Source organism: Kitasatospora sp. NPDC051914 (genome assembly GCF_040680995.1).
Lineage (GTDB): Bacteria > Actinomycetota > Actinomycetes > Streptomycetales > Streptomycetaceae > Kitasatospora.
Genome location: NZ_JBFAXX010000069.1, coordinates 17370 through 40046 on the forward strand (window position 1 = coordinate 17370; position 22677 = coordinate 40046).

A 22677-nucleotide genomic window follows, 5' to 3' on the forward strand; every position below is an offset into this window, starting at 1 on the left:
GCAGAGGAAGGTGAGCAGGTCCGGGCGGGCTGCGGACGAGGGAGGTGGCGTTCGTCATCATGGCGACCGCCGAGGGGAGCGGTCACTTCCCGTGATGGCGCGTGGTGGCTCGGCCGTCGCGGGTTTCATCGGCCTGGCCGCAGGGCCGAACGTCCCTGTGCGGTCCCGCCCCGGTGGGCGGACAGTGTGAGTACGGAGACCAGCCACGGAGGAGTGAGGACCATGCAGCACCGCAGTGTCCACGACGTGATGACCCGGGCGGTCGTCACCGCCGGGCCCGACACGCCCTTCAAGGAGATCGCGGCGCTGTTCCACCGCAACGACATCACCGCGATGCCCGTCGTCGACGACCAGGAACGCCCGATCGGCATGGTCTCCGAGGCCGACCTGATCCGCAAGGAAGCCGTCCTGCCCGACCCGGAAGGCCGCACAGCAGGCCGGTGGCTCGACCCGGCCGACCGGGCACGCGCCGAGGCCGAGACCGCCGGCGGACTCATGACCAGCCCGGCCGTCACCGCCCACGCCTCCTGGTCCGTCCCGGAGGCCGCCCGCGCGATGGACAAGCACAAGGTCAAGCGGCTCCCCGTGGTCGACGAGGTCGGCCGGCTGGTCGGCATCGTCAGCCGCAGCGACCTGCTGCAGGTCTTCCTGCGCCACGACACTGCCATCCGCGAGGAGATCGTCCACGACGTGCTCGGTGAGACGCTGTGGCTGGCACCGGGTGACGTCCAGGTCGTCGTGCACGACGGCGTGGTCACCCTGACCGGACGGCTGCCGCGCCGCAGTCTCGGTCCGATCGTCGAACAGCTGTGCCGTGCCGTGGACGGCGTGGTCGCGGTGCACCAGACCCTCGACTGGAGCGAGGACGACACCGGCATCCACCTCGAACACCCCCACGCCTACCGCGCCGACCGCTGAGTTCGGCCACTGCCCACCTGATCGCTCGCCACTGGTCCGCCCTGATCTGCGTCGGGGGCCCGGCCGGCCCGGATTCGTGGGATTGTGCTCCGCGAGCATGCTTCGGCCGTCGACGTCCGTGCAAAGGAAGAACGGATCACGTTGAGCGGGACGCTGCCCGACGCTTCGGCACCGCCGGTGATGGAACGGTTGGTGCGTGCCGTCCCCGGCGTGGTCGGCGCCGAGGTCGGGATCGTCGCGTCCAACCGACACGTCTCCGTCGTGTGGCCCCGCCGAGGGGCGGCCCGCTCAGCCGTTCGGATCGCGAGCCGCTTGTTGTCGCGCCTCGATGGATCGGCGGACCCGGTCGGTGAGTGAACGCAGTCTTTCGGAGACGGCGGCCACCGGTGGCCGGGGATCGATGATTCGGCCGGCGGCATCGGGGAGTTCGGTGAGATCGGCTTCGAACGTCGCGCGGGCTTCGGTGAGCGACCGGGCGGGGCCGGTGCGGCGGCCGTTCGCCATCACGGTCTCCATCAGTGGCCGGGTGCCTGCCGGTGCGGGTTCGTCGGCCAGTGTGACGGTGTCGGTGAATCCGGGGGCGCGGTGGACCTGCTTGGCGCCGGGCGCGGTCACCTTGCCGGTGGAGAGCTTCATCATCGGTCGGCCGTCGTAGGCGACGAGCTTGTAGGCCGCGTCCAGGTACGGGGCGTCGGCGGCCACGCCGACCAGTGTGCCGACGGCGAACAGGTCGATCGGCGCCCCGGTGCGCACCAGCTCGTCCACCGCGTACTCGTCCAGCCCACCGCTCGCGGTGATCCTCACCCCGGGCAGCCCGGCGGCGTCCAGGATCCGGCGGGCGGAGCCGGCGAGCGCGCCGAGATCCCCGCTGTCGAGACGTACCGCGCAGCCTTCGTGCAGACCGAGTTCGTGCAGTACCCGGGCGGCCACCGCGACGCCGGCCTCGGTGTCGTAGGTGTCCACCAGGAAGGTCGCCGGGCCGGGTTGGGCGCGGGCGAAGGCCCGGAACGCCGCCGCCTCGTCGCCGAACGCCTCGATGTACGAGTGCGCCATCGTGCCCACCGCCCGCAGGCCGTACCGGCGCGCGGCGGCCACGTTGCTGGTCCCGGCGAAGCCGACCAGCGCGCCCAACCGGGCCGCCTGCTCGCCCGCAGGCACGCCATGAGTGCGGCGCAGCGAGAAGTCCACCACCGGCCGACCGGCCGCCGCGATCACGCACCGCGCCGCCTTCGACGCCACTGCCGTCTGGTGGCACACCTGGTTGAGCAGGAACGACTCCACCAGCTGCGCCTCGGGCAGCGGCGCGGTCACCTCCAGGACGGGCTCGCCGGCGAGCACGATCCGTCCCTCGGGCACGGCCCGTACCCGCCCGGTGAAGCGCAGTCCGAGCAGCGGCTCCAAGTCCTGGTACGGCCGGCCGAGGGCGGCGGCGAAGGCCGCGACGTCCTCCTCGTCCACCCGCAGCTCGGCGAGGAAATCCAGCACCGGTTCCAGGCCCGCGGCCACCAGGAAGCCGCGGCCGGGTGGGAGCTTGCGCACGAACAGGTCGAACGTCGCCGGAGCGGTCATCTGCTCCCGCAGGTACGAGTGCGCCATCGTCACCTCGTACAGATCGGTGACCTGGGCTGTCGACATCGCCTCAACCTCCGGATGCCGGAGTCGTGGACTGCGGCGTGATCGCGCCCGTCGGCCCGAGTCCGGTACGGGCGACCCGGCCGCCACCGTGACCGCGGCGGCGGGGGCCGCCGAAGCACCTACTCGCGCAACCCGTCCGCGCGGGGAGATCGCCCGCGTGCTCCGATCTCACGAGGTGGACGCCTCCGGCCGACCCTTTCCTGTCCGCAGTCGCCCGTGGCCGACGGGGTCCTGTTCCGGGTGCGAAGTGAAGGCTGCCGGACCATGAGCGACCACGTCCATGTGCGGCTCGGCGAGGGGCTCGGGGTGAACGAAGACGGGGACCCGTCGCCGACCGGGACCGTGCTGCCCCACCCGGAGAACGGTGGCCAGGCCATCACCGGCCCCGACGACGATCTTCCCCGCGAGGTCGGGTTCCTCAGCCATGACTCCGTCCTTCCGATCAGGCCGACGACGAACTCCGACGGCAGTCGCTCGACAGGGGCGTATGTGCCGGGTTCTCGGGGGCGGTCACGCCCAGGCCGATGACGGCATCGTTGAGCAGCGTCCGCTCTCCTGCAGGATCGTTCTCCTGCGGCGGACTCGCATGCGGACTGGCGGGCCTACCCGGATGCCCGACTCAGGTGGACCGATCGGCCCTGCCCACCGTGGCCGCCGCGACGGACGATGGGCGCGGAGGCTCGAATGCATCAGATGATCGCACCGAGGCGCTTTCCCGCCCGGCACCCGACAGGCCGGGCCAGGCCCGGGCCGCCGCGCGAGCCGCCGAAGCCCGCGCCGACCCCTCCGCCGTCCTGGCGGCGCTGGCTGCTGCCCGCCGCGATCGCGATGATGCTGCTGTTCGTTCTGCTGTCCCGCAGCCCGTCCGGTGCCGGCACCCGCTACAGCTACAGCGACTTCGCCGGGAAGGTCGACACCGGCCAGGTCCAGACGGTCGAGATCACCGACAAAGGAGCGATCACCGGCGAACTCAAGGACGGAACCAAGTTCACCACCCAGATCCCGACCGCCCTGGACAGCAGCGCACTCACCGCCCAGCTGCAGTCCCAGCACGTGGAGATCACCGCCAAGCAGAACAGTGGCGGCAGCTCGTTCCTCTCCTTTCTGCTGATCTTCCTGCCACTGATCCTCATCGGCGGACTGTTCCTCTGGTCCGGCCGGATGGCGAGCCGGGCCATGACCGGAGGTCTCAGCGCGATCGGACGCTCCCGCGCGAAGATCATCGAGGCCGAGCGCCCGAGCACCCGGTTCGCCGACGTCGCCGGCTACGAAAGCGTCAAACAGGAGGTCAGCGAGGTCGTCGACTTCCTGCGCAGCCCCGAGCGATACGCCGCGGCGGGGGCCAAGGGTCCGCGCGGCGTGATCATGGTCGGGCCGCCCGGCACCGGCAAGACCTTGCTCGCCCGCGCGGTCGCCGGAGAGGCCGAGGTCCCGTTCCTGTCGGTGACCGGCTCGGCCTTCGTCGAGATGTTCGTGGGCGTCGGCGCCTCCCGGGTGCGCGACCTCTTCGACGAAGCACGCAAGCGGGCCCCCTCGATCATCTTCATCGACGAGATCGACGCCGTCGGCGGCCGCCGCGGCGGCGGCACGAGGCTGGGCGGCAACGACGAGCGCGAGCAGACCCTCAACCAGCTGCTCGCCGAGATGGACGGCTTCGACCAGTCCACCGGCATCGTCGTCCTGGCCGCCACCAACCGGCCCGACGCGCTGGACCCGGCGCTCCTGCGGCCCGGCCGCTTCGACCGCCAGGTCACCGTGCCGCTGCCCAACCAAGCCGAGCGATCCGCCATCCTCGCCGTCCACGTGCGGGGCAAGACCCTGGCCCCCGACGTGAACCTGGAACGCATCGCCCGCGCCACCCCGGGCTTCTCCGGCGCGGACCTCGCCAACCTGGTCAACGAGGCCGCCATCAACGCGGTGCGCGCCGAGCGATACACCATCACAACCGGGGACCTGGACACAGCCCGCGACCGGGTGCTGCTCGGCCGCCGCGAGTCCTCCAACGCCCTGCTCCCGGAGGAACGCCGCTCGGTCGCGGTGCACGAGTCCGGGCACGCCCTCATCGCCGCTTTGTGCGAACACGCCGACCCCGTAGCCAAGGTCACCATCCTGCCCGCCGGCATGACCCTCGGCGCGACCGAGCAACTGCCCGAAGCGGAGCGACACCTGTACAGCGAGAGTTACCTCATGGACCTGTTGACCGTCCAGCTCGGCGGCCGGGCGGCCGAACTGGTCGTCTTCGGCGAGGGCTCCACCGGAGCCGCCAACGACCTGGCCAACGCCACCCAGGTCGCCACCCGCATGGTCCGCGAGTTCGGCCTGTCCGCCGAGCTCGGCCCGGTCGGGTACGCCACCACCGCCCCGCAGCACCTCGGCCCCGGCCCGGAAGACCTGCTCCGCCGGCCCTACTCCGAATCGACCCAGCGCACCGTGGACGAGGAGGCCGCCCGGCTGCTCCGGCAGGCCGAAGCACGAGCGGTCGACCTGCTGCGCAGCCACCGCGAACAGCTGGACGAGCTCGCTGCGCTGCTCGTGGAGCAGGAGACGGTGGACGGAACGGTCGTCCTCGGCATCCTGCACCGGCAGCGGAGCGGGGTAGAGCTCAGCAAAACGCAGGTCGGTCCGGCGTAGCGCGCGGGCCGCCGAGAGGTGTGGCAGAGCGGCAGCCGCCGATCCACCTGCCGGGGGTGGCCGACCTTGAGGATGTCGTGGCGTGCTACGACGACTGCACGGTGCGGTTCGGGCAGCGCCTCATGCCGTGGTCCTTGGGGCAGGCCGTGCGTGGTGGGAGGGCTGGGGCTCGGTGGGTTGTGCCGCGGCATCCGCGGAGAGACGGTGGAGGTGCCCCCTGACGCTGTGAGTACGGTGATCACGCGGTAGGTGCTCCCCGTCGGCTGCCCTGGTCGAGTCGCTGCAGGAAGGAGCGGATGGTCATGACCGGCATCGCGGACCGCATCGCAGAGCTGTTCCGGATCAAGGCGAACAAGGTGCTGGATCGGGCCGAGGATCCTCGCGAGGTGCTCGACTACGCGTATGCCCAGCAGGTGGAGCTGTTGCAGCAGGTGCGGCGTGGCCTGGCGGATGTGGCGACGAGCCGGAAGCGGTTGGAGCTGCAGATGGCCCAGTTGCGGAAGTCGGACGAGAAGCTGGAGGAGCAGGCGCAACAGGCGCTGGCCGCCGGACACGAAGACCTGGCGCGCGAGGCGCTGGCCCGGCGGGCGGGTGTGCAGGGGCAGCTCGGCGGTCTGGAGGAGCAGGAACCGTTGCTGCGGGCGGAGGAGGAGAAGTTGACGGCGGCCGCGCAGCGGTTGGAGGCGAGGGTGGAGGCTTTCCGCCTGCGCAAGGAGACGCTCAAGGCCGAGTACACCAGGGCCGAGGCCGAGACCCGCATCGGCGAGACCCTTTCGGGCATCGGCGAGGAGATGGGGAGCGTCGGCGCGGCGGTGCAGCGCGCCGTGGCCCGGACGGAGCAGTTGCAGGCCCGCTCCGTGGCGTTGGACGAGCTGATGGCGTCCGGCGTGCTGGAGGACGCCACTGCGCCGGCCGGCCCCGACGAGGTTCGGATCGAGCTGGAGCGGATCAGGGCGGACCAGGACGTGGAGGAGGAGTTGAAGCGGCTGAAGGCGAAGCTGCCTGCCGTCCCGGGCTCCGAGGGGGAGGGCACGGGGCGGGCGGAATCGGGCGGGGAGTCGTCGGTGTGACCGCGCAGCGTGAGGAGGACGGGCGTGAACCGTTCAGCATCCGCACTGGTGCCCGTGATCGAGGTGAAGGTCCGGGGGGAGATGCCGCCGGAATCGGCCGAGTACGCGCGCACTACGGTCCTGGGTGTGGCGCGTCTTGCGCGGGAGCCCGTGCTGTCCGCGCGGGTGAGGCTGATACAAGGACGCGATCCGGCGGTGCGGCGGTCGGCGGTCGCCTGGGCCAGCCTGGACGTGAACGGCCGTCTGGCGCGGGCGAGGGTGGTGGCCGAGACGATGCACGAGGCGATCGATCTGCTGAGGGACCGGTTGGACTACCGGGTCGCCCGCCTGGAGCACTGGGACCGGTGGCCGGGCGGCATGCTGGGCGGGCCGATGCCTTTGCGCTGACCGCCGTGGGGCCCGGGGGTTCGTGGCATGCCGCCGGGCCGGGTCTGCCGTGGGCTCGGCGGATCCGGGGAGAGGGCCGTTCGGCCCTGGTGCGCGGGAGGGGCGAGCGTAGCGTGGGAGTTGGCTTGCAGGGCGAGCGAGGGAGCTCGGCCGGAACGGTCCAGGGCGGTCAACTGCACTGTCCTGGACTGAAGTAGACGGCCGCGCTGAGAGGCCGGAGGGGTCGACGAGACCCCGACGGCGACCTCCACCGCCTGATCCGGACAATACCGGCGTAGGGAGCCCACTGGCAGGTTCGGCCTGGGGAAGGGAACAGGGCCCGGGCAGCAGCCCCGCAGTTGACCTGCGGGGCTGCACGGGTGGACGGGACCCGGAAGGTTTTGCCGGGTTCACATGGGGGCGTCCGGGTAGCGGAGGAGGGCTCCCAGCCCGTCGTCGAGGGGCAGTTCGTCGTGGGGAATGACGATGAGGTCCGCGCCAGTGCCGACGATCGCGCGAATGAGCGCGGAGTCGGCCGGTGCCGCCCAGGAGTTGATGCCGAGGGCCTGCATTTCACGTTGGGTGAGGCCGAGTTGTTTGGGCGCGACGCCGACCCACAGCTGCTGGTCGAGGTCGAAGGGGTCATTGATCAGGACGGCTTCGGCTTGGCCGTGCCGCAGGGCGGTGACGGTGGCGGCGAGGCCTTCGACGGCGCCGCTGCGGCGGGCGCGGCGGGCCAGGAAGCGCTGCGTGCCGGCTTGGTCACGGGCGGACAGGCGGCCGCGGAACAGGTGGGCGAGTTCGTCCTCCATGAGCGCGCGTTCGGGATCGGTGTCCCACCTGTCGCTGTCTACGGCGACGATGCGCTTGCGCAGGCGCGCGGGCAATTCCCGGGTGAGGGCGTTGCGGGCCCAGTGGTCGCCGGACAGGACGATCGCCTCGGCCTTGCTGCGGTCGGCGAGGCCGACGAGTTCTTCGGCGACCTCTACGGCGGCCTGCCGCCACTCGGAGGCCGCGACCCGATGCCGGGTCAGGCGGCCGGGGGCGACCTTGGCGGTGGGCCACCGACCCGCCTGGAGGTCGACCTCGAGCTCGGACGTGGGAGTGCCGCCCGGTCGGGTGACGCGGTGGACGGCGACGGCGGCGTAGGGGATGTCGGGGGCGTGCTGGAGGGCGAGCGGCATGGCGTCGGGCACCATCGTGAACCGGGCGGAGTCGCGGGGTGGCGGTTCAGGCAGTTCCTCGGCGAGCGCGAGCCGGCCGTGGGCGGCGAAGACGGCCTGGCCGTGTCGGCCGGGGATGTCGCGGTCGGTGCCGACGACCTGGGTGACGGCGCCGGTGGTGGCCGTGTCGGCGCCCTGGGCGGCGAGTTCGGTCTCCAGGTGCCGTCGGCGCAGGTCGACAGCCCGGTCAGGTTCGTCGAGGTCGCGAGAGGTGTCGACGTAGGCACAGGCGTATGGGCCAGGCCGTGCGTAGAGGGGGCCGAGGAAGGTCAGTTTCATGACTGGCCGCTCCCTGCGGGTGGTCAGAGTCCCTGGGCGAGGAGGAGCTCGTGGGCCAGACGGGCGGCACGACCCGGGCGTTCGGGGTCGGGCTCCCGGTCGGGGATGTCCTCGAGTCCTTGGAGAAGGGCACGCATGGCCTGGCCGAGGGCCTGGACCTGGGCTTCGAGTAGTTCGATGCGCTCGACGGTGCTTTCGAGGTCGCGGCCCGGAGGGCGGAAGGCCGCGGCGGGTGTGCCTGCGGCGGTGGGGTCGGTCATGATCGGCTGCCTCTCTGAAGCGGTTTCCCGTCGGTGGGCTACTCGGCGGGTGTGATCAGGCCGTAGTGGCCGTCGTAACGGCGGTAGAGAACGTTGCCGCGTCCGGTGACGTCGTCGGTGAAGAACACGAACGGCTGTCCCAGGGTGTCCATCCGCCTCTTCGCGGTGGCGGTGTTCATCCGGGGCGCGGGGGAGGGGCTGACGGTCAGCCGGACGGCGGTCGTGCCGATCTGTTCGGGGTGGGGATGGACCTGGGCGAGCCGGTAGCCGGTCGGAGCGGCGCGGTAGAGGACGCTGTCCTCGCCGGTGGCCAGTTCGGTGAAGAGGTGGAAGTCGTAGTCCATCGTGTCCAGATCGAAGGCGGCCTCGTCGACGGTCTCGCGGGCGAGGGAGAAGGACTTGTGGCGGATGATCTCCCGCTCGTCCGCCGGACGTGGATAGTGGTCGGGGCGGTGTGCGGGTTCGGACCCGTGCCGCCACTCGTGCTCGTGCTCGCCGACTCCGGGCGTGCCACCACGTCGGGCCTCCCAGTGCCTCCGGAGTCTGGCCAGCTTCAGGGCCAGCAGGTCGTGCAGCAGGTCGATCGCCTCGGTCATGGTCCCCGCCGCCACATGGGCTCGGGCGGTGCGGCCGTTGACGTCCAGACTGGCCTGGGCGAGGTAGGGCCGCTCGGTGGCGGGGTTGTGCATGCGAGTGAGCCGGATCCGGACGGACAGGACGGGTTCGCGCACCTCGTTCAGGAGCGCGAGCAGCTTGGTACGGGCGAGTTCCGCCATGCCGGACGGAAGGTTGCCCTGGGCCTCGACCTGGACCTCGGGTGTCTGCATGGGCATCGGTCGGTTCGCCATCGGGTCTTCTCCGTTCGGGTGCCGGTCACGGCGCGTGTCGGCGGTAGCGGGTCAGTCCGCCGATGCCCTGGGCGGGAGCACCGGGCGTGCCGGGCGTGAGGATGCGGATGTCGGCTCCGGTGAGGAGCGCGGTTCGGACAGCGGCGTCGGCCAGTCCCGTTTCCACCAGCGGTCCGGCGTCTGCTGCGAAGGCGGTGCCGATGTCGGCGATGTCGGTGGGTTTCGGGCCGAACCAGGCCGTGTGGTGGGAGGCGGGGTCGTCGGTCACCAGGAGGGTGCGCAGTTGTCCGTCGCCGAGGGCACGCAGGGTCGCGGTGATCCCTTCCACTGCATGTCCGCGCGGCGAGCGCTCCTCGGCGAAGTGGTGGAGCAGGGCCGTGGTCTCGTCGCGTCCGGCGCGGCAGGTCTCGGTGTCGACCTGGGCCATGCGCTGGGGCCAGGCGCCGTCGGAGCTGCGGCTGCCGCTGACCGGGCGGATCGACACGCTGTTCCGGACCCAGGCGGGCAGGTGCTTGGTGAGGTACTGGCGGGCGCGGACGTCACCGGCCAGCATCAGGTCGTGCGCGTCCACTTCTGCCAGCGCGGTGCCGAGGGCTTCGGCGACCTTGGCGGCGTTGTGCTCCCAGGAGTCCTCGGCGCGGTGCTGGTAGCGCATCTGGGACGTGCCGCCGGGCTGGTTGCGTTCGATCTCGTCATCGGGTCCGGTGACCGTGCGGCGAACTCCTTCGGTGGCGCCGGCGGGGTAGAGCCGGAGGTCGGCGCCGGTGCGGTCGACGACGGCGACGACGTGCGCGGGGCGGTCCTGGCGCCAGGCGAGCAGCGGCAGCAGGTGCGGCAGTGGCCCGGCCATGGCGAGATCGCGGTGCTCGCAGCCGGGCAGCACGGCGGAGAGCCTCACCTCGCCGCCTGCGGCGAAGGCCGCGAGCACGCCGGATCCCGGCTGTGAGGACAGGAAGTGCTGCGTCAGCGCGCCCAGGTCACCGGTCCCGGCCCCCTGCGCGGCGAGGCCGCGGCACAGTCCCTGCCAGCGCTCCTCGGTGTCCTGGCCCATCTCCGGGCGCGCGTCGAGATCGAAGTAGACCGACAGGAACGGGCCGGGCACGGCGAGCAGCTCGCGCAGGACCTCGGTGCCGATCTCGGTTCCGGTTGTCATACGAGTCCTCCTCGGGCGGGACGAAGGCTCCCGAGGTGCTCGGGATCCGATGTGACAGCCTGGGGCGAGGTCCGGCCGCAGTGCCCAGCGTGTTCGGCCGAGCTGTCGTACCGGCCCGGCGCGTTTCCAGGCCATCGGCGCACCGCCCTGCAATCGACGCTAGTTCGTTCTGCTCCTGGCCGCGATGGGCCGGTCCGCCCGGCCAGGCCGCCGGGAGGCCCCGCCTGCAGGGGCCACCCGCCTCAATCGCCGGCACCGGGCGGCGGTCAGCCGGCGGCGGTGTGAACCACGATCACGGGGCACGTCGCGTGCTGCGCGCAGTGCAGACAACGCGGCCCGCCACGCATACGCAAAGACGGTCGAGGTCGCCCTGAGGACCGGCAGTGAGTGGGTCTCTCCGTCACCGGCGACGGCCAAGGACCCCCGGAACACCGATACCGCAGACGGCCGGACAGAACCCTGCCGGCCGGGCCGCGAGGCCCGCGGGCTCCTTCGAGGCCGCCTCCGGCCTCACGGCCGAAACCGCAGCTCTGGCACGCGCCACTCCCGGCAGTGGGTGGATCCGGGTCCGGCCGACCCGGCGGTCGGCATCAGGCCGACCCGGTACGGTCCTCGACCGCATCATGCGAGTCAGCTGGTCGGTCTAAGGCGGTTGCCCTGGCGGGTGGTTGCCCCGATCGCGGTGGCCGTGGTCGGGCAGCAGGATGGAAGGAGATGCCCGGACGAATGAGGAGGTCTCGGATGGCCGGCGAGTTGCTCCACAGGCGTTCGCACTGGTGGCCCCCGTTCTCGGAGTGGTTCGAGGACTTCCCCGTCGAACTGCGGATGGGCGAGCACGTGATCCGCGTCGAGGAGTCCGAGGAGGACGGGGCGTACGTGGTCAGGGCCGAGCTTCCGGGGATCGACCCCGCGAAGGACGTCGAGATCACGGTCGAGGGCGGCGTGCTGACCGTCCACGCGGAGCGCACCGAGGAGAAGAAGGAGAAGCAGCGCTCGGAGTTCCGCTACGGCTCCTTCACCCGCAGTGTCCGACTGCCCGAGGGTGTGAACGAGCAGGACATCACAGCGACCTTCGACAAGGGCGTGCTGACCGTGAGGGCCCCGATCGGCGAGGTCGAGAAGCAGGCCCGCCGGATCGAGATCGCGCGCGGCCCTGAGGGGTGAGGACGGGCGTCGACGCGGTGCGGGGCGCGTACCGACGTCCTCGTCGCTCTGCGGTTTCTCAGCTGAAGCCGCCGGGGGCAGGCGCCGTCTGGGATGCCCCCCACGGCGGAGACCGTCATGCCGTCGTGGTGTGTCCCGGCCTGAGAGCGGCGGCGGCGCGAGCCGTCGTGCAGAGGAGCAGGCCACGGTCAGCAGCAGCGCCGCTCAGACCGGTGATGTCGCAGTCGGCGGCGGAGCGGCCCGGCGCCCACAGGCCGGGAGGGCGGACAAGGCGGATTCCGCACCTGGGGACCACCTGTCCGTGGCCCTCGTCGGCTGCCCGGACGGAGGAGTGAAGAGATGTCCACGGAGAACACGGGCAAGGACTCGGTCAAGCCGAGACTGGCGCACCCCGGAGACATCGGGCGGCGCGTGTCCGAGCGCAGACAGCAACTGGGGCTCAGCCGCGAGGAGGTGGCCGAGCGGGCCAGCATGGCGGTCGGATACGTGGAGTACGTCGAGTCGTCGGCCGGTCCACCGGATGTCGTCCCCCTCACGCGGCTGGCCGGCGCGCTCGGTACGTCCGCCTGGGAGTTGCTGGGCGGAGGAGTGGACATACCGCCCGGTCGTGCGGCGGCTGCGGCACATCCGGTGCTGGAGGAGCTGCCGGCCTGGGAATGCTGGTCGAGGCTCGCGCCGGGCGGTATCGGCAGGGTGGCCGTGTCGACAGAGGAGGGCCCCGTCGTCCTTCCGGTCAACTTCCGGGTCCTCGACGGCACGGTGGTCTACCGTACCGCCGCGGAAAGCACGCCGGCCGCGGCCGTCGGCGGCCGGGTCGCCTTCGAGGCCGACCACATCGACGAGGCCCTGCGCACCGGGTGGAGTGTCCTCGTGAAGGGCATCGCGACGGTTCTGGACGAGCCGGAGGCCATCGAGCACCTGACCCGGCGCGGCAGCCCCGACCCCTGGGCGGGCGGAGCACACGACCTATGGGTCCGGATCAAGCCCTCCTCCGTCACCGGCCGCCGGATCCGCATCGCCGACACGCCGGCCTCGGCCCCGGACCCGTGACCGTCCCGAGCGGAAGCGCCCACCCCGACACGACGCCTCGCGAACGTGGCTGCGGTCGGCGTCGCAGCTTCCTGGGGCGTGGCGTCGCCGACGGCTGATGGGAACGCCGTCACCACCTTCGGTGCCGGCGCACTCGGCGTTGTCGGCGCGGTCGTCGGCTGGCCGGGGAAGGGAGACCGCACCGGCGTGGCCACTGCGCCATGCATTCTTGGCCTGCCTGACGGCGCCAGTATCTGACGATTCGTCATGTGGTGGGTGTTGAATATGCCGATCGGCCCGGGCGGGTCAGAGGCTGTCGAGCTGTGTCCGCCATTGCCGCCGTGTGTCGGCGGCAAGCCGGACGGGGTTGCCCGCTCTGGGAGCGCGGGTCGAGCCTGGAGGAGTAAGGGCCTGCGATCGCAGATGCGGGCCGCACGGGAGATGCGAGGAGAGCTGTCGCCGGTGACCGGGCAGCAGCGCTCAGGCGGCGGCCACCGGGCCGTGCCGCGCACGGCGGACCTGCGGATGGAGGCCTGGTCGCCGACGGCCGAGGGGTGCATCGGTGAGGCCGTACGCGCGGTGGTCGCGAGCTTTGCCGACACCTCCGCGGCACGACCGGTCGCGGAGCGGGAATGCACGGTCACGGCGGGGAGCAGCGAAGACCTGCTGGCGGCGGTCCTGGAGGAGGTCATCTACCGGATGGACACGGACGGGGAGATTCCGCTCGACGCACAGGTGGGTCCGATCCACGATGTCGGTGACGTCCGCGGCGCGGCGGTGCGCTTGCAGATGGCGGACGCCGACACCGCCGAACCGGTCGGGGCGGTGCCGAAGGCCGTCTCACTGCACGACCTCCACCTGCGCGCCGGCCTCGTGGCCCGCCTGGTGCCACTGGGTGTCGTCAAGGGCTGATCCGGAGTCCGGAGCGGGAGCGAGGATGAGCGCGGCTTCCCCGGAGGACCTGGTCCGCGCGGTGCGCGCGGCCGGTGTCCGCGACGAGCGTCTGCTCGGCGCGATTCGTGCGATCCCGCGCGCGGGATTCGTTCCTGCCGAGCAGGCGGGATCCGCGTACCTGGACAGGCCTGTGCCGATTCCGCACGGGCTGGTGACCACGCAGCCGTCGCTGTCGGCGGTGATGATCGGGGGCCTGGCTCTCTCCGGTGACGAGCACGTCCTCGAAGTGGGCACCGGTCTCGGCTTTCAGACGGCGATGGTGGCGTACCTGGCCGCCGACGTCGTCAGCATCGAATGGTGGCCGGACCTGGTCGAGCAGGCGAGGGAGAACCTCGACCGGCTGGGTGTCCGCAACGTCGAGCTGCTCGTCGGAGACGGCAGCAGGGGCGTACCGGGGCGTGCTCCCTATGACGCGGTCCTGGTGTCGGCCGCGTACCCGGGTGTTCCGCCGCTCCTCGTCGAACAGCTCCGGACCGGTGGCCGTCTCGTTCAACCGATCGGGCCGGGTGGCCGGGAGGATGTCGTGGCCTTCCGGCGGACGGCTTCGGGGCTGGAGCGGGAGCGGGTGCTCATCCCGGCGAGGTTCGTCCGCCTCCGCGGCGAGTACGGCTTCCCACCGTGACTCGGTGAGTGGGCCCGTGTCGTGCGACGGCCTGCGGCGTCACCGTCCCTCGTCGCATCCGGCGGAGCCCTGTCGGGAGCGAGCTCGCACGCGACGGTGGCTCGCAGGCGTCCGGCGGACGCGGGCCTCAGCATCGGGCCGACGTCCTCGATGTCCTGGCCCGGCCGGTCGAGGGCTTCCAGCAGGTTCCGGCCCATCGGCCCCTCGCCGCGGTGGAGCATGCGTCAGGCGTGCATCAGGAGGGGATCAGCTCGACCGGATATCTGTCGAACTCGGGGCCGGGTCGGACCACGTACGCGTCGTCGCCCCGCACATGGCCGACGGCGGGCTGCAACTCGCCGTCGGGGAAACGGCGACGTCGCATCCGACGGGCTCGGTGTCGAGTGCCTTCGGCCGGCTCCGTTCGGCGGCCCGGAGTGGGACAATGGAATTGAGGAGGACTCCGGGTTGAGACGCGGAGTAGCGGCAGGTTGGGGTCCGCGCACCGCGCAATCGTGTTCCGCGAGATGCGGACAGAGTCCTTCCTCTCTTGCTGTCATGAGCCCGCTCCGTTCATCGGCCCGCTCGGTGTGCTGCGAAAGCGCACGGGCGGGCCGGCCCCTGGCAGCCGGTGCGGTTCGGGTCGAGACCGTTCACCTTGCCGGGCCCCTCACCTTGCCGGGCCCCTCTGGCGGCGCGTCCTCGCCTACCTGGTCGCGCAGGTGGCGGGGGCCGTGGTGGCGGCTGGGATTCTGCGCGGACTGTTCGGTACGGCGGGAGGGCTGGGGGCCACCCGGCCGGGGGTCGGTGTCGGCGGCTGTGTTGCGCTCGCGGGGCTGTGGGCGGGCGCGGCGACCGGTGCCTCGATGAACCCGGCGCGCAGTTTGGCCCCGTGCCGATGGGCGGCCACGGCGGGTCGCTGTGGATCCACCTGGTCGGCCCGCTCGTGGGTGCCGCGCTTGCCGTACCGCCGGCCTGGGTTCTGCGCGGCCCGCCCGGTCCCATGGCAACCCAGGAGGCGCAGGGCGCGGACGACCAGCCCGGCCAGGACGGCGATCCCGCGCTCGATGACGAGGCTGCCGACCGAGTTGCGGCAGGGCCGGGCCGCGACGGCGAATCGGGCGAACGGGCCGGAAGGCACGAGAACCCGGGCACGGAGGGACCGCAGAGAAGGCAACGCCGACCGCCCGCCGAACGGTGAGTCCGGTCGCCCGTCCAGCCCCACGAATCGATGGAGATGCCATGGAACCCCCGATGCAGGACGAGGTGCCGTTCGACGAACGGCCGGTCGCCGAGGTGATGAGCACCGTGCTGTACGCCGTGACCGAGGACGAAGGCGTCCTGGCGGCGTGGGAGCATCTGGAACGGTCGGGCCGCCGCCACCTGCCGGTCGTACGCGCGGACGGCCGCTGCACGGGACTGCTGGACCGGGCCGACCTGGCAGTCGCCTGCGCGGCACCGGCCACCGCGTTGTCGGGCACGACCGTCAACGATCTGCCGCAGGGCCGACGCCCCGCCGTGGTCCACCCCGGCGACACTCTGCACCGCGCGGCGGTGGTCCTCACCGTGGCCGGCGTCGACGCACTTGTGGTCACCGGTGACCGGGGGCGGCTGGTGGGTCTGGTGACGGCCAGTGACCTGGTCGCCGCGTTCACGGGCCGACAGCCCGCCCGTCGGACGGTTGCGCCCGAGGGCCCGCAGGAGCAGCCGTGTCTCCTGCTGCCCAGGTTCCCGCCGCACCGGCCGGAGCGACGAACCGGGGTGCCGTGAGGGGCCCCGCCGCACGGGACGGCAGTTGCAGCGGCACGTCCGCTTCCGTCGTAGCCCCGGGGATCGGACGGAGTGGCGGGCGGTTGTCCGCCGAGGACGCCGCCGGTCGGCTACTTCGGTGCCAGCACCGGAGCCGCCGCGGCGCTGTGGGCGGCATCGGAGCCGGACTCCCCGGCGGCGGCGGTCGTCTCGCGCGGCGGACGACCCGACCTCGCCGGCCCGCGGCTGTCGGCGGTGACCGCACCCACCCTGCTCATCGTCGGAGGCCACGACGACGTGGTGATCGACCTCAACCGGCAGGCCCGTGCCCGACTGCGCTGCGAGAACCGACTGACCGTCATCCCCGGCGCCACCCACCTGTTCGAGGAACCCGGAACCCTGGAGGAAGTGGCGAACCTCGCCACCCGGTGGTTCACCGGCCACCTACTCCCCGTTCCGCACCCGGAAGCCTGACACCCGGACACGCACCGGCCGGGTCAGCGGGTGAGAGTGCCCTCGACGACGGTGTGGTGTCCGACCGCGGCCGTCACTTCTCCCGCCTTCCTCGGTGGTCGGGTCCGCCCATGGGTGCCGCCACCGACGGCAGCCCGATGGTCCGGCCGGTGACGACGGAGGGCGCGATCCCGATCCAGACGTTGCGTTCGCCCCCGGCCCACGGGTCCGGGTCGCCCTGTCGCATCAGCTGCTCGACGGCCTCCGGGTCGTCGACACGGACCGCCATGCCCGAGACCAAGACGCTCCATCCGCGGCGCAGTGCCTCGTCGAAGTGGTCCACCTCGAAGGCGACCTGGTTGCCCGCGGCGCTCGCAGGGGTGCTCCCGGTGCCGGTGCGGTAGACCACGGTGCCGTCGTGGATGCGGTAGTTGACCGGCATCACGACGGGACTGCCGCCGGTCGACAGGGCGACCCGGCCGATCCCGCCGGGCGCCAGCTTCGCCCAGCATTCCTCCTCCGGCAGATCCTCCAGGACGGGCTGGGCCGCCGACGGGGCACGGCTGGGCGGCACATCCGGCGCGCCGCCCAGGAGTTCCCCGGGGGACGTGCCGAGTGCTGCTGCCAGCCGGGTGAGGGCGACGGCGTCGACGGTGCTGGGCGACGACTCCACGTAGTCCACGTACCCCGGTGCCATGCCCGCCCGGTCGGCCACGTCCTTGCGGCTGAGACCGAGCAGTTGTCTGCGCCGGGCCACTCGTCGGCCGATGTCTCCGGGACGGGGCGGGCGGGGATCGTCGGTCCTTCCGCCTGCGCGCTTCATGAGCACCATTCCCTCCGTGAGGGCCGGACGCCGCCGCAGCGAGCGGACGAGCCGCTGTCGGTGGACGGGCGCCCTGGCGGTCAGCTGTCCAGCGGTGGTTCGTTGGCGTCGGCGTCGGCCGTGCCGGCGCGGAGCAGCTGGTTCCCGAGGTCGACCAGTGCGCGTCCGGCCGCGTATTCGTCGCCGATCTCCGGCACCGGGGGGTCGTGCGGGTTGCGGTGGGCGTCGGTGCGGCTCTCGAGCCGGTTGTCGCCGGTGTCGAGGACGGCGTGCACCCGGGTGAGGTCGCCCTCCTCGAAGAGGTCCAGGCGCAGGGTCCACGTCTTGGTGCGCATCGGTGTGTTCGTCGTCCGGTCGTTCATGTCCAGACCTGTCCTTTCAGGGGATCGGTGAGGGCCTCGTCCCCGGGGACGGGCCAGTCGGGTTTCGGGACCTGGCCGCCGTCGGGGCCTGTCGGCGCGGTGACCGCCCGTGTGTTCGCCGCGGACCGGCTCTCCTGGCCGACGAAGCGGGTGAGTGCTCGGGCGCTCTCCAGGAACTGGGCCGGGAAGACGATGGTGGAGTTCTTCTCGGCTGAAATCTCGGCGAGGATCTGCAGGTTGCGCAGTTGCAGGGCGATCGGGTGGTCGGCGATGACGTCGGCGGCCTCGGCGAGGCGGCCGGCGCTGAGGGCCTCGCCCTCGGCTGCGATGATCTTGGCGCGCTTCTCGCGTTCGGCCTCGGCCTGTCTGGCCATCGCCCGCTGCATGCTCTGCGGGAGCTGGATGTCCTTCAGCTCGACCACCAGGACGAGGACGCCCCACTGCTGGGTGAGGCCGTCGAGGATCTCCTTGATCCGCTCATTGAGGGTCTCGGTGTCGGTGAGCACTTGGTCCAGGAGGGAGCGGCCGACCACGTTGCGGACAGTGGTCTGGGCGATCTGCCCGATAGCGCTGGCCACGTCCTCGATCTCCACGATCGACTTCACCGGGTCCACCCGGCGGAAGTAGGCGACCGCCGCAACACCGATGGAGACGTTGTCCCGGGTGATGACCTGCTGGGACGGGATCGGCATGGTCACCGTCCGCAGGGTGACCTTCGACATCCGGTCCGCCAGCGGGATCATGAACCGGATCCCGGGGTCGCGCACCCCGCGCAGCCGGCCCAGGCGGAACACCACTCCGCGCTCGTAGTGCCGCACGATCGCGACGCCCATGTTCGGCATGCGAACCACCCTCTCCGTCCGGAGCCGTACCTCCAGCGTGGACGAGGCCGCGACGTCGTGCATGGGCCGCACGGCCCTACGCGAGGCGGCGGTCGGACGCGGTTCGGGGGCGCCGCGTACCCCGGCCCGGCTGCGGTGGCCGACGATCAGGAGGTCGGTGCTGCCTGCGGCCTCGACGAGCCTCGCAGCAGTGACGCCACCACCTCGACGTCGGGATGCTTCTCCCGCCAGGGCCTGAGCACGCCGGTGAAGCAGCGCATCGCCTCGGTCACCGGCTCCCTGCCGAGGCTCGCGGTCACCGCCGGGGCCGGATCGCTGCCCGTCGGCGGCTGCCAGGCGTGGACCACCCCGCAGCGGTACCGCGCGCAGGGCGGCGGACTCGAACGCGAAGCGGAGCACATGGTCGCAGCGCCGGTCGAGGTCCAGCCCGAGGCGTCACTGCCGTTCCGGCCGCCGGTCGCCTGGTCGTGCGCCTGCCGGGTCCCGTCCTACACCCCGTAGTAGAGGCGGTGCGGGTCGACGAGGATCAGCTCGCCGTGGTCTTCGGCGGCACGCAGGTCCGGGCTGAATCCGGCGGCGCTGTACAGGGCGGGCCGGGTCCGGCTGGTGTCCTCGCCGAGTTCCGCGAGAGCGGCCACCAACTCCTGGAGCTCCCGGAGGTGGTGCAGATCCATGACTTCGCGCCAGCTGGCGCGGCCGACCGACAAGAGGGGGCCCGGACGGCCGTGGGCCTGGCCCCGGACGGCGACGTCGGCGCGCAGCGGCGCCTTCCCGGAGACCGGCGGGAGGGAGCCGGGTGCGGCCGTGGCAGGGGCGGCGCCGAAGGTGTCAAGGGACCCGAAGCCGACCGCCCATTCGCGGCAGACCTGGGCGAAGTGCTGTTCCAGTACGGTCGACTCGAAGGCCGGGCGGGCGGTGCGCCATACTTCGGCGGCTTCCTGGCGTTCGAGTTCGCTGCGGTGGGGCCGGATGACGGCGTGGTCGAAGGCGAGCAGCGGCTCGGCCACGCGGTAGCGCGTCGCACCCGGGCGGAAGGCGTCCGGGACGGCCTGGACGAGGCCGCAGTCGCCGAGGCGGGTGAGGATGTGCGGGATCTCGGTGGCGGGGCGCGCCAGCCGGTCGGCGATGTCGCCCGGTGTCGAGCAGCCGTCGACGAGAGCGGTCACGGTGGAGTGGGCGAGCGCCCGGTCCCAGCCGTCCGGTTCCACTTCGATCAGGTGGCCGGCCCGCCAGAACAGGGGCAGCCGGGGATTGAGGACGGTCCGGCAGATCCAGGCGTCGAAGTCGTCGGGGTGCGCGGGGGTGTCCTCGCCGGCGGCGTCGTGGCGGAATGCAGGGCTCGTTCCGACGACGGCGCCGAGGCGCAGAGCGAGCAGGGGGTCCTGGACGTTCCACAGACGGGCGCCCTGCCAATGGTCGAGGCGGGGCACCTCGAGCCTGAAGTCGGCGGTCGCCGCCGCACCGCCGGCCAGCCGGTTCATGACGGGCATGTCGCTGCCGCACAGCAGTACCCGGGCCCTGTTCGGCGTGCCGTTCTCGCGCAGACGGCGGCAGGTGTCGTGGACGGCGGCCGGCAGGGCGGGGCTCTGCCGTACGAGCTCGGGGAAGCCGTCGAGGACGATCGGCAGCGGCCGGTCGGCCGCGAGGGCCAGCAGGGCATTCAGGGCGTCCTGCCAACCCTGCCAGTGGGGCGGGGCGCTGTCGCCGGTGTGGCGGGCGAAAAGGTCGGCGAGCCGGCGCAGGGATTCCGCCTCGGCGGCCTCCTGGGCTGCGAAGTGGAATCCGCCGGTGGCCCTGGCCAGCTCCTGGAGCAGGAAGGTCTTGCCCTGGCCGCGTGGTCCCGTGACCATAGCGACAGTCGGGCCCCGGCGCGGGTCGGTTGCGAACGAGGCGAGGGCGTCCCATTCAGTCGCTCGGTCGAAAAGCGTCGCCGGTCGGCCGACGGTGGTGGCGGCAGATCCCACGGTGGACCCCTCCCTTGCTCGCGGACCCTTCCCCCGGTTCGGTGGTGGCCGTCAGATCCAGTAGACGTCTGCGGCGGCCCTGCCGCTTCCCGGTCGGCGGACCGCAGCGGTTCGGGGCGCTCTGCTCAGCGTTGCGGGGGCCGAGGGCGGCTCCCGCCACTGCGGGCGGTGTGGTGCCGGGGACGGTGTCGTCGACTTGGTGGCCCAGCGTCTGGCGGACGGCGACCAGGCCGTCGAGGGAGCGGCACATGGCCGCGATGACGGGGACGAGGCTCTTGCGTTCGACGGTGCCGCTCAGGGTGACCACGCCGTCGTCGACCGTCACCCGCGCGGCGTTCGCCGGGAGCCACAGGGCGTTCAGCAGTACGTCCCGTTCGATCTCCTCCCGGATCTCGTCGTCCTTCCTGAGGAAGTGACTGAGCAGGTCGCTGCGGGAGACGATGCCGGTGAGCCGGCCTGCTTCGTCGACCACGGGCAGCCGCTTGAGTTTCCTGCGGTGCATCACCCGGGCGGTCTCGACCAGGCTCCAGTCGGCGCGCGCGGTGGCCACCGGGCTCGTCATGAGGGTTTCGGCCGTCTCGGCCTCCGCGCGGTACCGGGCGTGCGGGAGGATCCGGCGGTGGTCCCTCTCGTGGACACGGCCCCAGGGCATGCGGTTGCCTGCCGTATCGCTGGGGTGTGTGTGGTCCGGGACTCGGGCGGCTCTCCGGCGAACCAGACCGTAGGGGTCCGAGGTGAACGCGGTTTCTGGTGGTGAATGAACCCGGGGCTAACCAGGGTGGGCCTGGAAGGCACGCACCGACTTCGGCGCGGCATTCGTGCAGGTGGGACGGGCTTCTCTGCGTCACGCAGGCGGTGTTCTGTATCGGGAGATCAGGCCGGCGGCTCATCGGCGAGAGCGGCGAGCTCACGGTGGAGCTCGCGCACCAGTGAGTTGTGGGACGACCGGATCCTGCTGATCGAGCTCAAGGCCGAAGCGGGCAGCCACACCCGCGGACAGTGCGAGCGCTACCTCGCCCTCGCCGGCCACCGCCACCCGCACCGGCGCGTGGACCTTCTCTACATCACCCCGGACATGCCGGCGGTCCGCATGGCGGATCTGTCGGCGAACTGCGGCTTCATCCACATGACCTGGACTGCGGCCCTGCCCCACATCGCCGAAGTCTGGGCGGACTCCGTCGTCCCGGAGGAGAGAGAACTGGCGACGTTCCTCGCCGACTACCTCCCCGCTCTCGAGCGGCGCACCGGCCATCGGCGCCGGATCCGAAGCCCGCACACGATGCCCAGCGCGCACCAGCGGGCCACGCGAGCCCAGGACGGGCCGAGGCGGCGGGGCCGGCGACGGCCGCCGCCATCCTCGCGGTGGCTGCACTGGTCCAACGCGACGGACGGCAGCGGGGCGTCGAACTCGACTGCCCCGATCTGCCCGCTCTGGAGGCCGTTCGCACCCTGGCCCGGGACCTGCTGCGCGACGGGCCGCATGATGGGGACACTCGTGGTGTCCTGCTCCAGCCCTGGATCTGGTGTGCCGCCACCTCGACCGGACGCGCCTTGACTGAGGGAGGGCGCAGCCACGGGTTCGAACTCCGATTGTCTCGGCGCCGCGTGCTGCCTGAGCCCGGGGGCGCCCTTGAGTAGGGTGGGCGCCGAGTTTGCGGCCCCGAACGCGCGCGCTGAAGCCGGACCGGGAAGAGATCCCGGCGTGACCCGGGATGTGCGCCGTTTCGGGGGCTCCATCAAGGTGGCTCCTTTGCGACGGCAGGAGTCACCTTCCGGATCGGGCTGTCACCGTACCCGGGGTCCAGCCGAGGTGAGCCCAAAAGCCGCCACGGGATGATTTTGATGAATCAGCAGTGCAGCCCGGCGCGGACACTCCTACTGATCCCAAGTCCCGTGGCGGGTTTACGGATCACTTCTCAGACAGACGTGCCCCATTAGGGTTCCCTGAGATGGTGCTGACCGGTGTTGGGGGAAGCATGGCAAGACGGATGCGTGAAGAGGCGTTCCGAGTGGAGCAGGAGAAGGGACGTTATGACCCCCATGTCTGCCCGATCAACGAGATGGTCGACGCCTTGCGCGATCAGGACGGGCGTGGCTGGATGCCGCATGTCGCACCCTGGCACGGGGGAGCGGAGGCTCGCGTCTTGTCCATTCTTCGGGACCCGGGCCCCAAGACGCAGGAAGGCGCCGGCTCGGGATTCCTGTGTGTGGAAAACGATGACCCGACGGCAGAGCTCCAGGCCCAGATCTTCGAGGAGGGGTCACGTCCGCCGGAGTGGTGTATCGACGGCCACTCGGTGATCCGGTTTCAGGCTAGGCGGTAAGGGCTGTCGTGATGGTCTCGTCGGGGGTT

General features: G+C 71.9%; 22 protein-coding genes and 1 pseudogene. 12 read left to right on the plus strand and 11 right to left on the minus strand.

Annotated elements, in window-relative coordinates:
- Nucleotides 1-222 precede the first annotated feature (222 nt).
- The gene (locus tag AB0M03_RS33125) at nucleotides 223-918 is read left to right on the plus strand and encodes a CBS domain-containing protein (protein WP_363498547.1); all 696 of its coding nucleotides are present in this window, start codon (nucleotides 223-225) and stop codon (nucleotides 916-918) included.
- A 288-nt stretch (nucleotides 919-1206) separates the two neighbouring features.
- Here the strand turns inward: AB0M03_RS33125 and AB0M03_RS33130 are convergent, their stop codons facing one another.
- The gene (locus AB0M03_RS33130) at nucleotides 1207-2553 is read right to left on the minus strand and encodes a nicotinate phosphoribosyltransferase (RefSeq protein ID WP_363498550.1); all 1347 of its coding nucleotides are present in this window, start codon (nucleotides 2551-2553) and stop codon (nucleotides 1207-1209) included.
- Nucleotides 2554-3246: 693 nt separating this feature from the next.
- On the opposite strand from AB0M03_RS33130, the gene ftsH reads away from it, so the two are divergent.
- The 3 genes from ftsH to AB0M03_RS33145 all read left to right on the plus strand — a co-directional run bounded on the left by ftsH (nucleotide 3247) and on the right by AB0M03_RS33145 (nucleotide 6641).
- Nucleotides 3247-5184, plus strand: a complete 1938-nt coding sequence (gene ftsH, locus AB0M03_RS33135) for an ATP-dependent zinc metalloprotease FtsH (protein ID WP_363498553.1) — start codon at nucleotides 3247-3249, stop codon at nucleotides 5182-5184.
- A gap of 302 nt (nucleotides 5185-5486) precedes the next feature.
- On the plus strand, nucleotides 5487-6254 hold the full coding sequence (locus AB0M03_RS33140) for a PspA/IM30 family protein (protein WP_363498556.1): 768 nt from the start codon (nucleotides 5487-5489) through the stop codon (nucleotides 6252-6254).
- Between the two features lie 24 nt (nucleotides 6255-6278).
- Complete coding sequence (locus AB0M03_RS33145; protein WP_363498559.1) at nucleotides 6279-6641, plus strand: hypothetical protein; 363 nt, start codon at nucleotides 6279-6281, stop codon at nucleotides 6639-6641.
- A gap of 389 nt (nucleotides 6642-7030) precedes the next feature.
- On the opposite strand, the gene AB0M03_RS33150 is transcribed toward AB0M03_RS33145, so the two are convergent.
- Genes AB0M03_RS33150 through AB0M03_RS33165 form a run of 4 tightly spaced genes read right to left on the minus strand, consistent with a single transcriptional unit; the run spans nucleotide 7031 to nucleotide 10383 of the window.
- Nucleotides 7031-8122: a hypothetical protein gene (locus AB0M03_RS33150; RefSeq protein ID WP_363498561.1), complete on the minus strand. Its 1092-nt coding sequence runs from the start codon at nucleotides 8120-8122 to the stop codon at nucleotides 7031-7033.
- 23 nt (nucleotides 8123-8145) lie between these two features.
- Nucleotides 8146-8382 carry a hypothetical protein gene (locus tag AB0M03_RS33155; protein WP_363498564.1) on the minus strand — a complete coding sequence of 79 codons (237 nt, stop codon included), beginning with the start codon at nucleotides 8380-8382 and terminating at the stop codon, nucleotides 8146-8148.
- Between the two features lie 38 nt (nucleotides 8383-8420).
- On the minus strand, nucleotides 8421-9230 hold the full coding sequence (locus AB0M03_RS33160; RefSeq protein ID WP_363498566.1) for a sigma 54 modulation/S30EA ribosomal C-terminal domain-containing protein: 810 nt from the start codon (nucleotides 9228-9230) through the stop codon (nucleotides 8421-8423).
- A gap of 25 nt (nucleotides 9231-9255) precedes the next feature.
- Nucleotides 9256-10383, minus strand: coding sequence for a Vms1/Ankzf1 family peptidyl-tRNA hydrolase (locus AB0M03_RS33165; RefSeq protein WP_363498569.1), 1128 nt, complete (start codon nucleotides 10381-10383; stop codon nucleotides 9256-9258).
- Between the two features lie 741 nt (nucleotides 10384-11124).
- Between AB0M03_RS33165 and AB0M03_RS33170 the strand changes: the two genes are divergently transcribed.
- From AB0M03_RS33170 to AB0M03_RS33185, 4 genes are all read left to right on the plus strand, one after another.
- The gene (locus AB0M03_RS33170) at nucleotides 11125-11547 is read left to right on the plus strand and encodes an Hsp20/alpha crystallin family protein (RefSeq protein WP_363498572.1); all 423 of its coding nucleotides are present in this window, start codon (nucleotides 11125-11127) and stop codon (nucleotides 11545-11547) included.
- A 339-nt stretch (nucleotides 11548-11886) separates the two neighbouring features.
- On the plus strand, nucleotides 11887-12597 hold the full coding sequence (locus AB0M03_RS33175) for a pyridoxamine 5'-phosphate oxidase family protein (RefSeq protein ID WP_363498575.1): 711 nt from the start codon (nucleotides 11887-11889) through the stop codon (nucleotides 12595-12597).
- A 420-nt stretch (nucleotides 12598-13017) separates the two neighbouring features.
- The gene (locus tag AB0M03_RS33180; protein WP_363498613.1) at nucleotides 13018-13488 is read left to right on the plus strand and encodes an archease; all 471 of its coding nucleotides are present in this window, start codon (nucleotides 13018-13020) and stop codon (nucleotides 13486-13488) included.
- Nucleotides 13489-13513: 25 nt separating this feature from the next.
- On the plus strand, nucleotides 13514-14152 hold the full coding sequence (locus tag AB0M03_RS33185; protein WP_363498578.1) for a methyltransferase domain-containing protein: 639 nt from the start codon (nucleotides 13514-13516) through the stop codon (nucleotides 14150-14152).
- Nucleotides 14153-14387: 235 nt separating this feature from the next.
- Here the strand turns inward: AB0M03_RS33185 and AB0M03_RS33190 are convergent, their stop codons facing one another.
- Nucleotides 14388-14516: a hypothetical protein gene (locus tag AB0M03_RS33190; protein ID WP_363498581.1), complete on the minus strand. Its 129-nt coding sequence runs from the start codon at nucleotides 14514-14516 to the stop codon at nucleotides 14388-14390.
- A gap of 857 nt (nucleotides 14517-15373) precedes the next feature.
- Between AB0M03_RS33190 and AB0M03_RS33195 the strand changes: the two genes are divergently transcribed.
- Nucleotides 15374-15901 (plus strand): CBS domain-containing protein, encoded by a 528-nt coding sequence (locus AB0M03_RS33195; protein ID WP_363498584.1) that lies wholly within the window; start codon nucleotides 15374-15376, stop codon nucleotides 15899-15901.
- Nucleotides 15902-16003: 102 nt separating this feature from the next.
- Nucleotides 16004-16354: pseudogene (locus AB0M03_RS33200) on the plus strand (phosphoribosyltransferase); the annotation flags it as partial.
- A 73-nt stretch (nucleotides 16355-16427) separates the two neighbouring features.
- On the opposite strand, the gene AB0M03_RS33205 reads toward AB0M03_RS33200, so the two are convergent.
- The 3 genes from AB0M03_RS33205 to AB0M03_RS33215 all read right to left on the minus strand — a co-directional run bounded on the left by AB0M03_RS33205 (nucleotide 16428) and on the right by AB0M03_RS33215 (nucleotide 18360).
- The gene (locus AB0M03_RS33205; protein ID WP_363498587.1) at nucleotides 16428-17090 is read right to left on the minus strand and encodes a pyridoxamine 5'-phosphate oxidase family protein; all 663 of its coding nucleotides are present in this window, start codon (nucleotides 17088-17090) and stop codon (nucleotides 16428-16430) included.
- Nucleotides 17091-17236: 146 nt separating this feature from the next.
- Nucleotides 17237-17518: a dsRBD fold-containing protein gene (locus tag AB0M03_RS33210; RefSeq protein WP_363498590.1), complete on the minus strand. Its 282-nt coding sequence runs from the start codon at nucleotides 17516-17518 to the stop codon at nucleotides 17237-17239.
- Nucleotides 17515-18360, minus strand: coding sequence for a slipin family protein (locus tag AB0M03_RS33215; RefSeq protein WP_363498592.1), 846 nt, complete (start codon nucleotides 18358-18360; stop codon nucleotides 17515-17517). Before AB0M03_RS33215 ends, AB0M03_RS33210 begins: the two co-directional genes overlap by 4 nt.
- A 135-nt stretch (nucleotides 18361-18495) precedes the next feature.
- Between AB0M03_RS33215 and AB0M03_RS33220 the strand changes: the two genes are divergently transcribed.
- Nucleotides 18496-18861 (plus strand): hypothetical protein, encoded by a 366-nt coding sequence (locus AB0M03_RS33220; RefSeq protein WP_363498595.1) that lies wholly within the window; start codon nucleotides 18496-18498, stop codon nucleotides 18859-18861.
- Here AB0M03_RS33220 and AB0M03_RS33225 read toward each other — a convergent pair.
- The gene (locus AB0M03_RS33225) at nucleotides 18849-20324 is read right to left on the minus strand and encodes an AAA family ATPase (protein WP_363498598.1); all 1476 of its coding nucleotides are present in this window, start codon (nucleotides 20322-20324) and stop codon (nucleotides 18849-18851) included. The genes AB0M03_RS33220 and AB0M03_RS33225 overlap by 13 nt on opposite strands.
- Nucleotides 20266-20976, minus strand: a complete 711-nt coding sequence (locus tag AB0M03_RS33230; protein WP_363498601.1) for a CBS domain-containing protein — start codon at nucleotides 20974-20976, stop codon at nucleotides 20266-20268. Before AB0M03_RS33230 ends, AB0M03_RS33225 begins: the two co-directional genes overlap by 59 nt.
- Nucleotides 20977-22273: 1297 nt before the next feature.
- Here AB0M03_RS33230 and AB0M03_RS33235 point away from each other — a divergent pair.
- Nucleotides 22274-22648 carry a hypothetical protein gene (locus AB0M03_RS33235; protein WP_363498604.1) on the plus strand — a complete coding sequence of 125 codons (375 nt, stop codon included), beginning with the start codon at nucleotides 22274-22276 and terminating at the stop codon, nucleotides 22646-22648.
- The last annotated feature ends 29 nt before the right edge of the window (nucleotides 22649-22677 follow it).

Excerpts from the sequence above, each read along its gene's own strand:
- AB0M03_RS33190 (WP_363498581.1), bottom strand. The coding sequence starts at position 14,516 with ATGCGACGTCGCCGTTTCCCCGACGGCGAGTTGCAGCCCGCCGTCGGC.
- AB0M03_RS33215 (WP_363498592.1), bottom strand. The coding sequence starts at position 18,360 with ATGCCGAACATGGGCGTCGCGATCGTGCGGCACTACGAGCGCGGAGTG.
- AB0M03_RS33235 (WP_363498604.1), top strand. The coding sequence starts at position 22,274 with ATGGTGCTGACCGGTGTTGGGGGAAGCATGGCAAGACGGATGCGTGAA.
- AB0M03_RS33155 (WP_363498564.1), bottom strand. The coding sequence starts at position 8,382 with ATGACCGACCCCACCGCCGCAGGCACACCCGCCGCGGCCTTCCGCCCT.
- AB0M03_RS33170 (WP_363498572.1), top strand. The coding sequence starts at position 11,125 with ATGGCCGGCGAGTTGCTCCACAGGCGTTCGCACTGGTGGCCCCCGTTC.
- AB0M03_RS33165 (WP_363498569.1), bottom strand. The coding sequence starts at position 10,383 with ATGACAACCGGAACCGAGATCGGCACCGAGGTCCTGCGCGAGCTGCTC.
- AB0M03_RS33175 (WP_363498575.1), top strand. The coding sequence starts at position 11,887 with ATGTCCACGGAGAACACGGGCAAGGACTCGGTCAAGCCGAGACTGGCG.
- AB0M03_RS33160 (WP_363498566.1), bottom strand. The coding sequence starts at position 9,230 with ATGGCGAACCGACCGATGCCCATGCAGACACCCGAGGTCCAGGTCGAG.
- AB0M03_RS33195 (WP_363498584.1), top strand. The coding sequence starts at position 15,374 with ATGGAACCCCCGATGCAGGACGAGGTGCCGTTCGACGAACGGCCGGTC.
- ftsH (WP_363498553.1), top strand. The coding sequence starts at position 3,247 with ATGATCGCACCGAGGCGCTTTCCCGCCCGGCACCCGACAGGCCGGGCC.
- AB0M03_RS33210 (WP_363498590.1), bottom strand. The coding sequence starts at position 17,518 with ATGAACGACCGGACGACGAACACACCGATGCGCACCAAGACGTGGACC.
- AB0M03_RS33180 (WP_363498613.1), top strand. The coding sequence starts at position 13,018 with ATGCGAGGAGAGCTGTCGCCGGTGACCGGGCAGCAGCGCTCAGGCGGC.
- AB0M03_RS33150 (WP_363498561.1), bottom strand. The coding sequence starts at position 8,122 with ATGAAACTGACCTTCCTCGGCCCCCTCTACGCACGGCCTGGCCCATAC.
- AB0M03_RS33130 (WP_363498550.1), bottom strand. The coding sequence starts at position 2,553 with ATGTCGACAGCCCAGGTCACCGATCTGTACGAGGTGACGATGGCGCAC.
- AB0M03_RS33140 (WP_363498556.1), top strand. The coding sequence starts at position 5,487 with ATGACCGGCATCGCGGACCGCATCGCAGAGCTGTTCCGGATCAAGGCG.
- AB0M03_RS33230 (WP_363498601.1), bottom strand. The coding sequence starts at position 20,976 with ATGCCCTGGGGCCGTGTCCACGAGAGGGACCACCGCCGGATCCTCCCG.
- AB0M03_RS33125 (WP_363498547.1), top strand. The coding sequence starts at position 223 with ATGCAGCACCGCAGTGTCCACGACGTGATGACCCGGGCGGTCGTCACC.
- AB0M03_RS33185 (WP_363498578.1), top strand. The coding sequence starts at position 13,514 with ATGAGCGCGGCTTCCCCGGAGGACCTGGTCCGCGCGGTGCGCGCGGCC.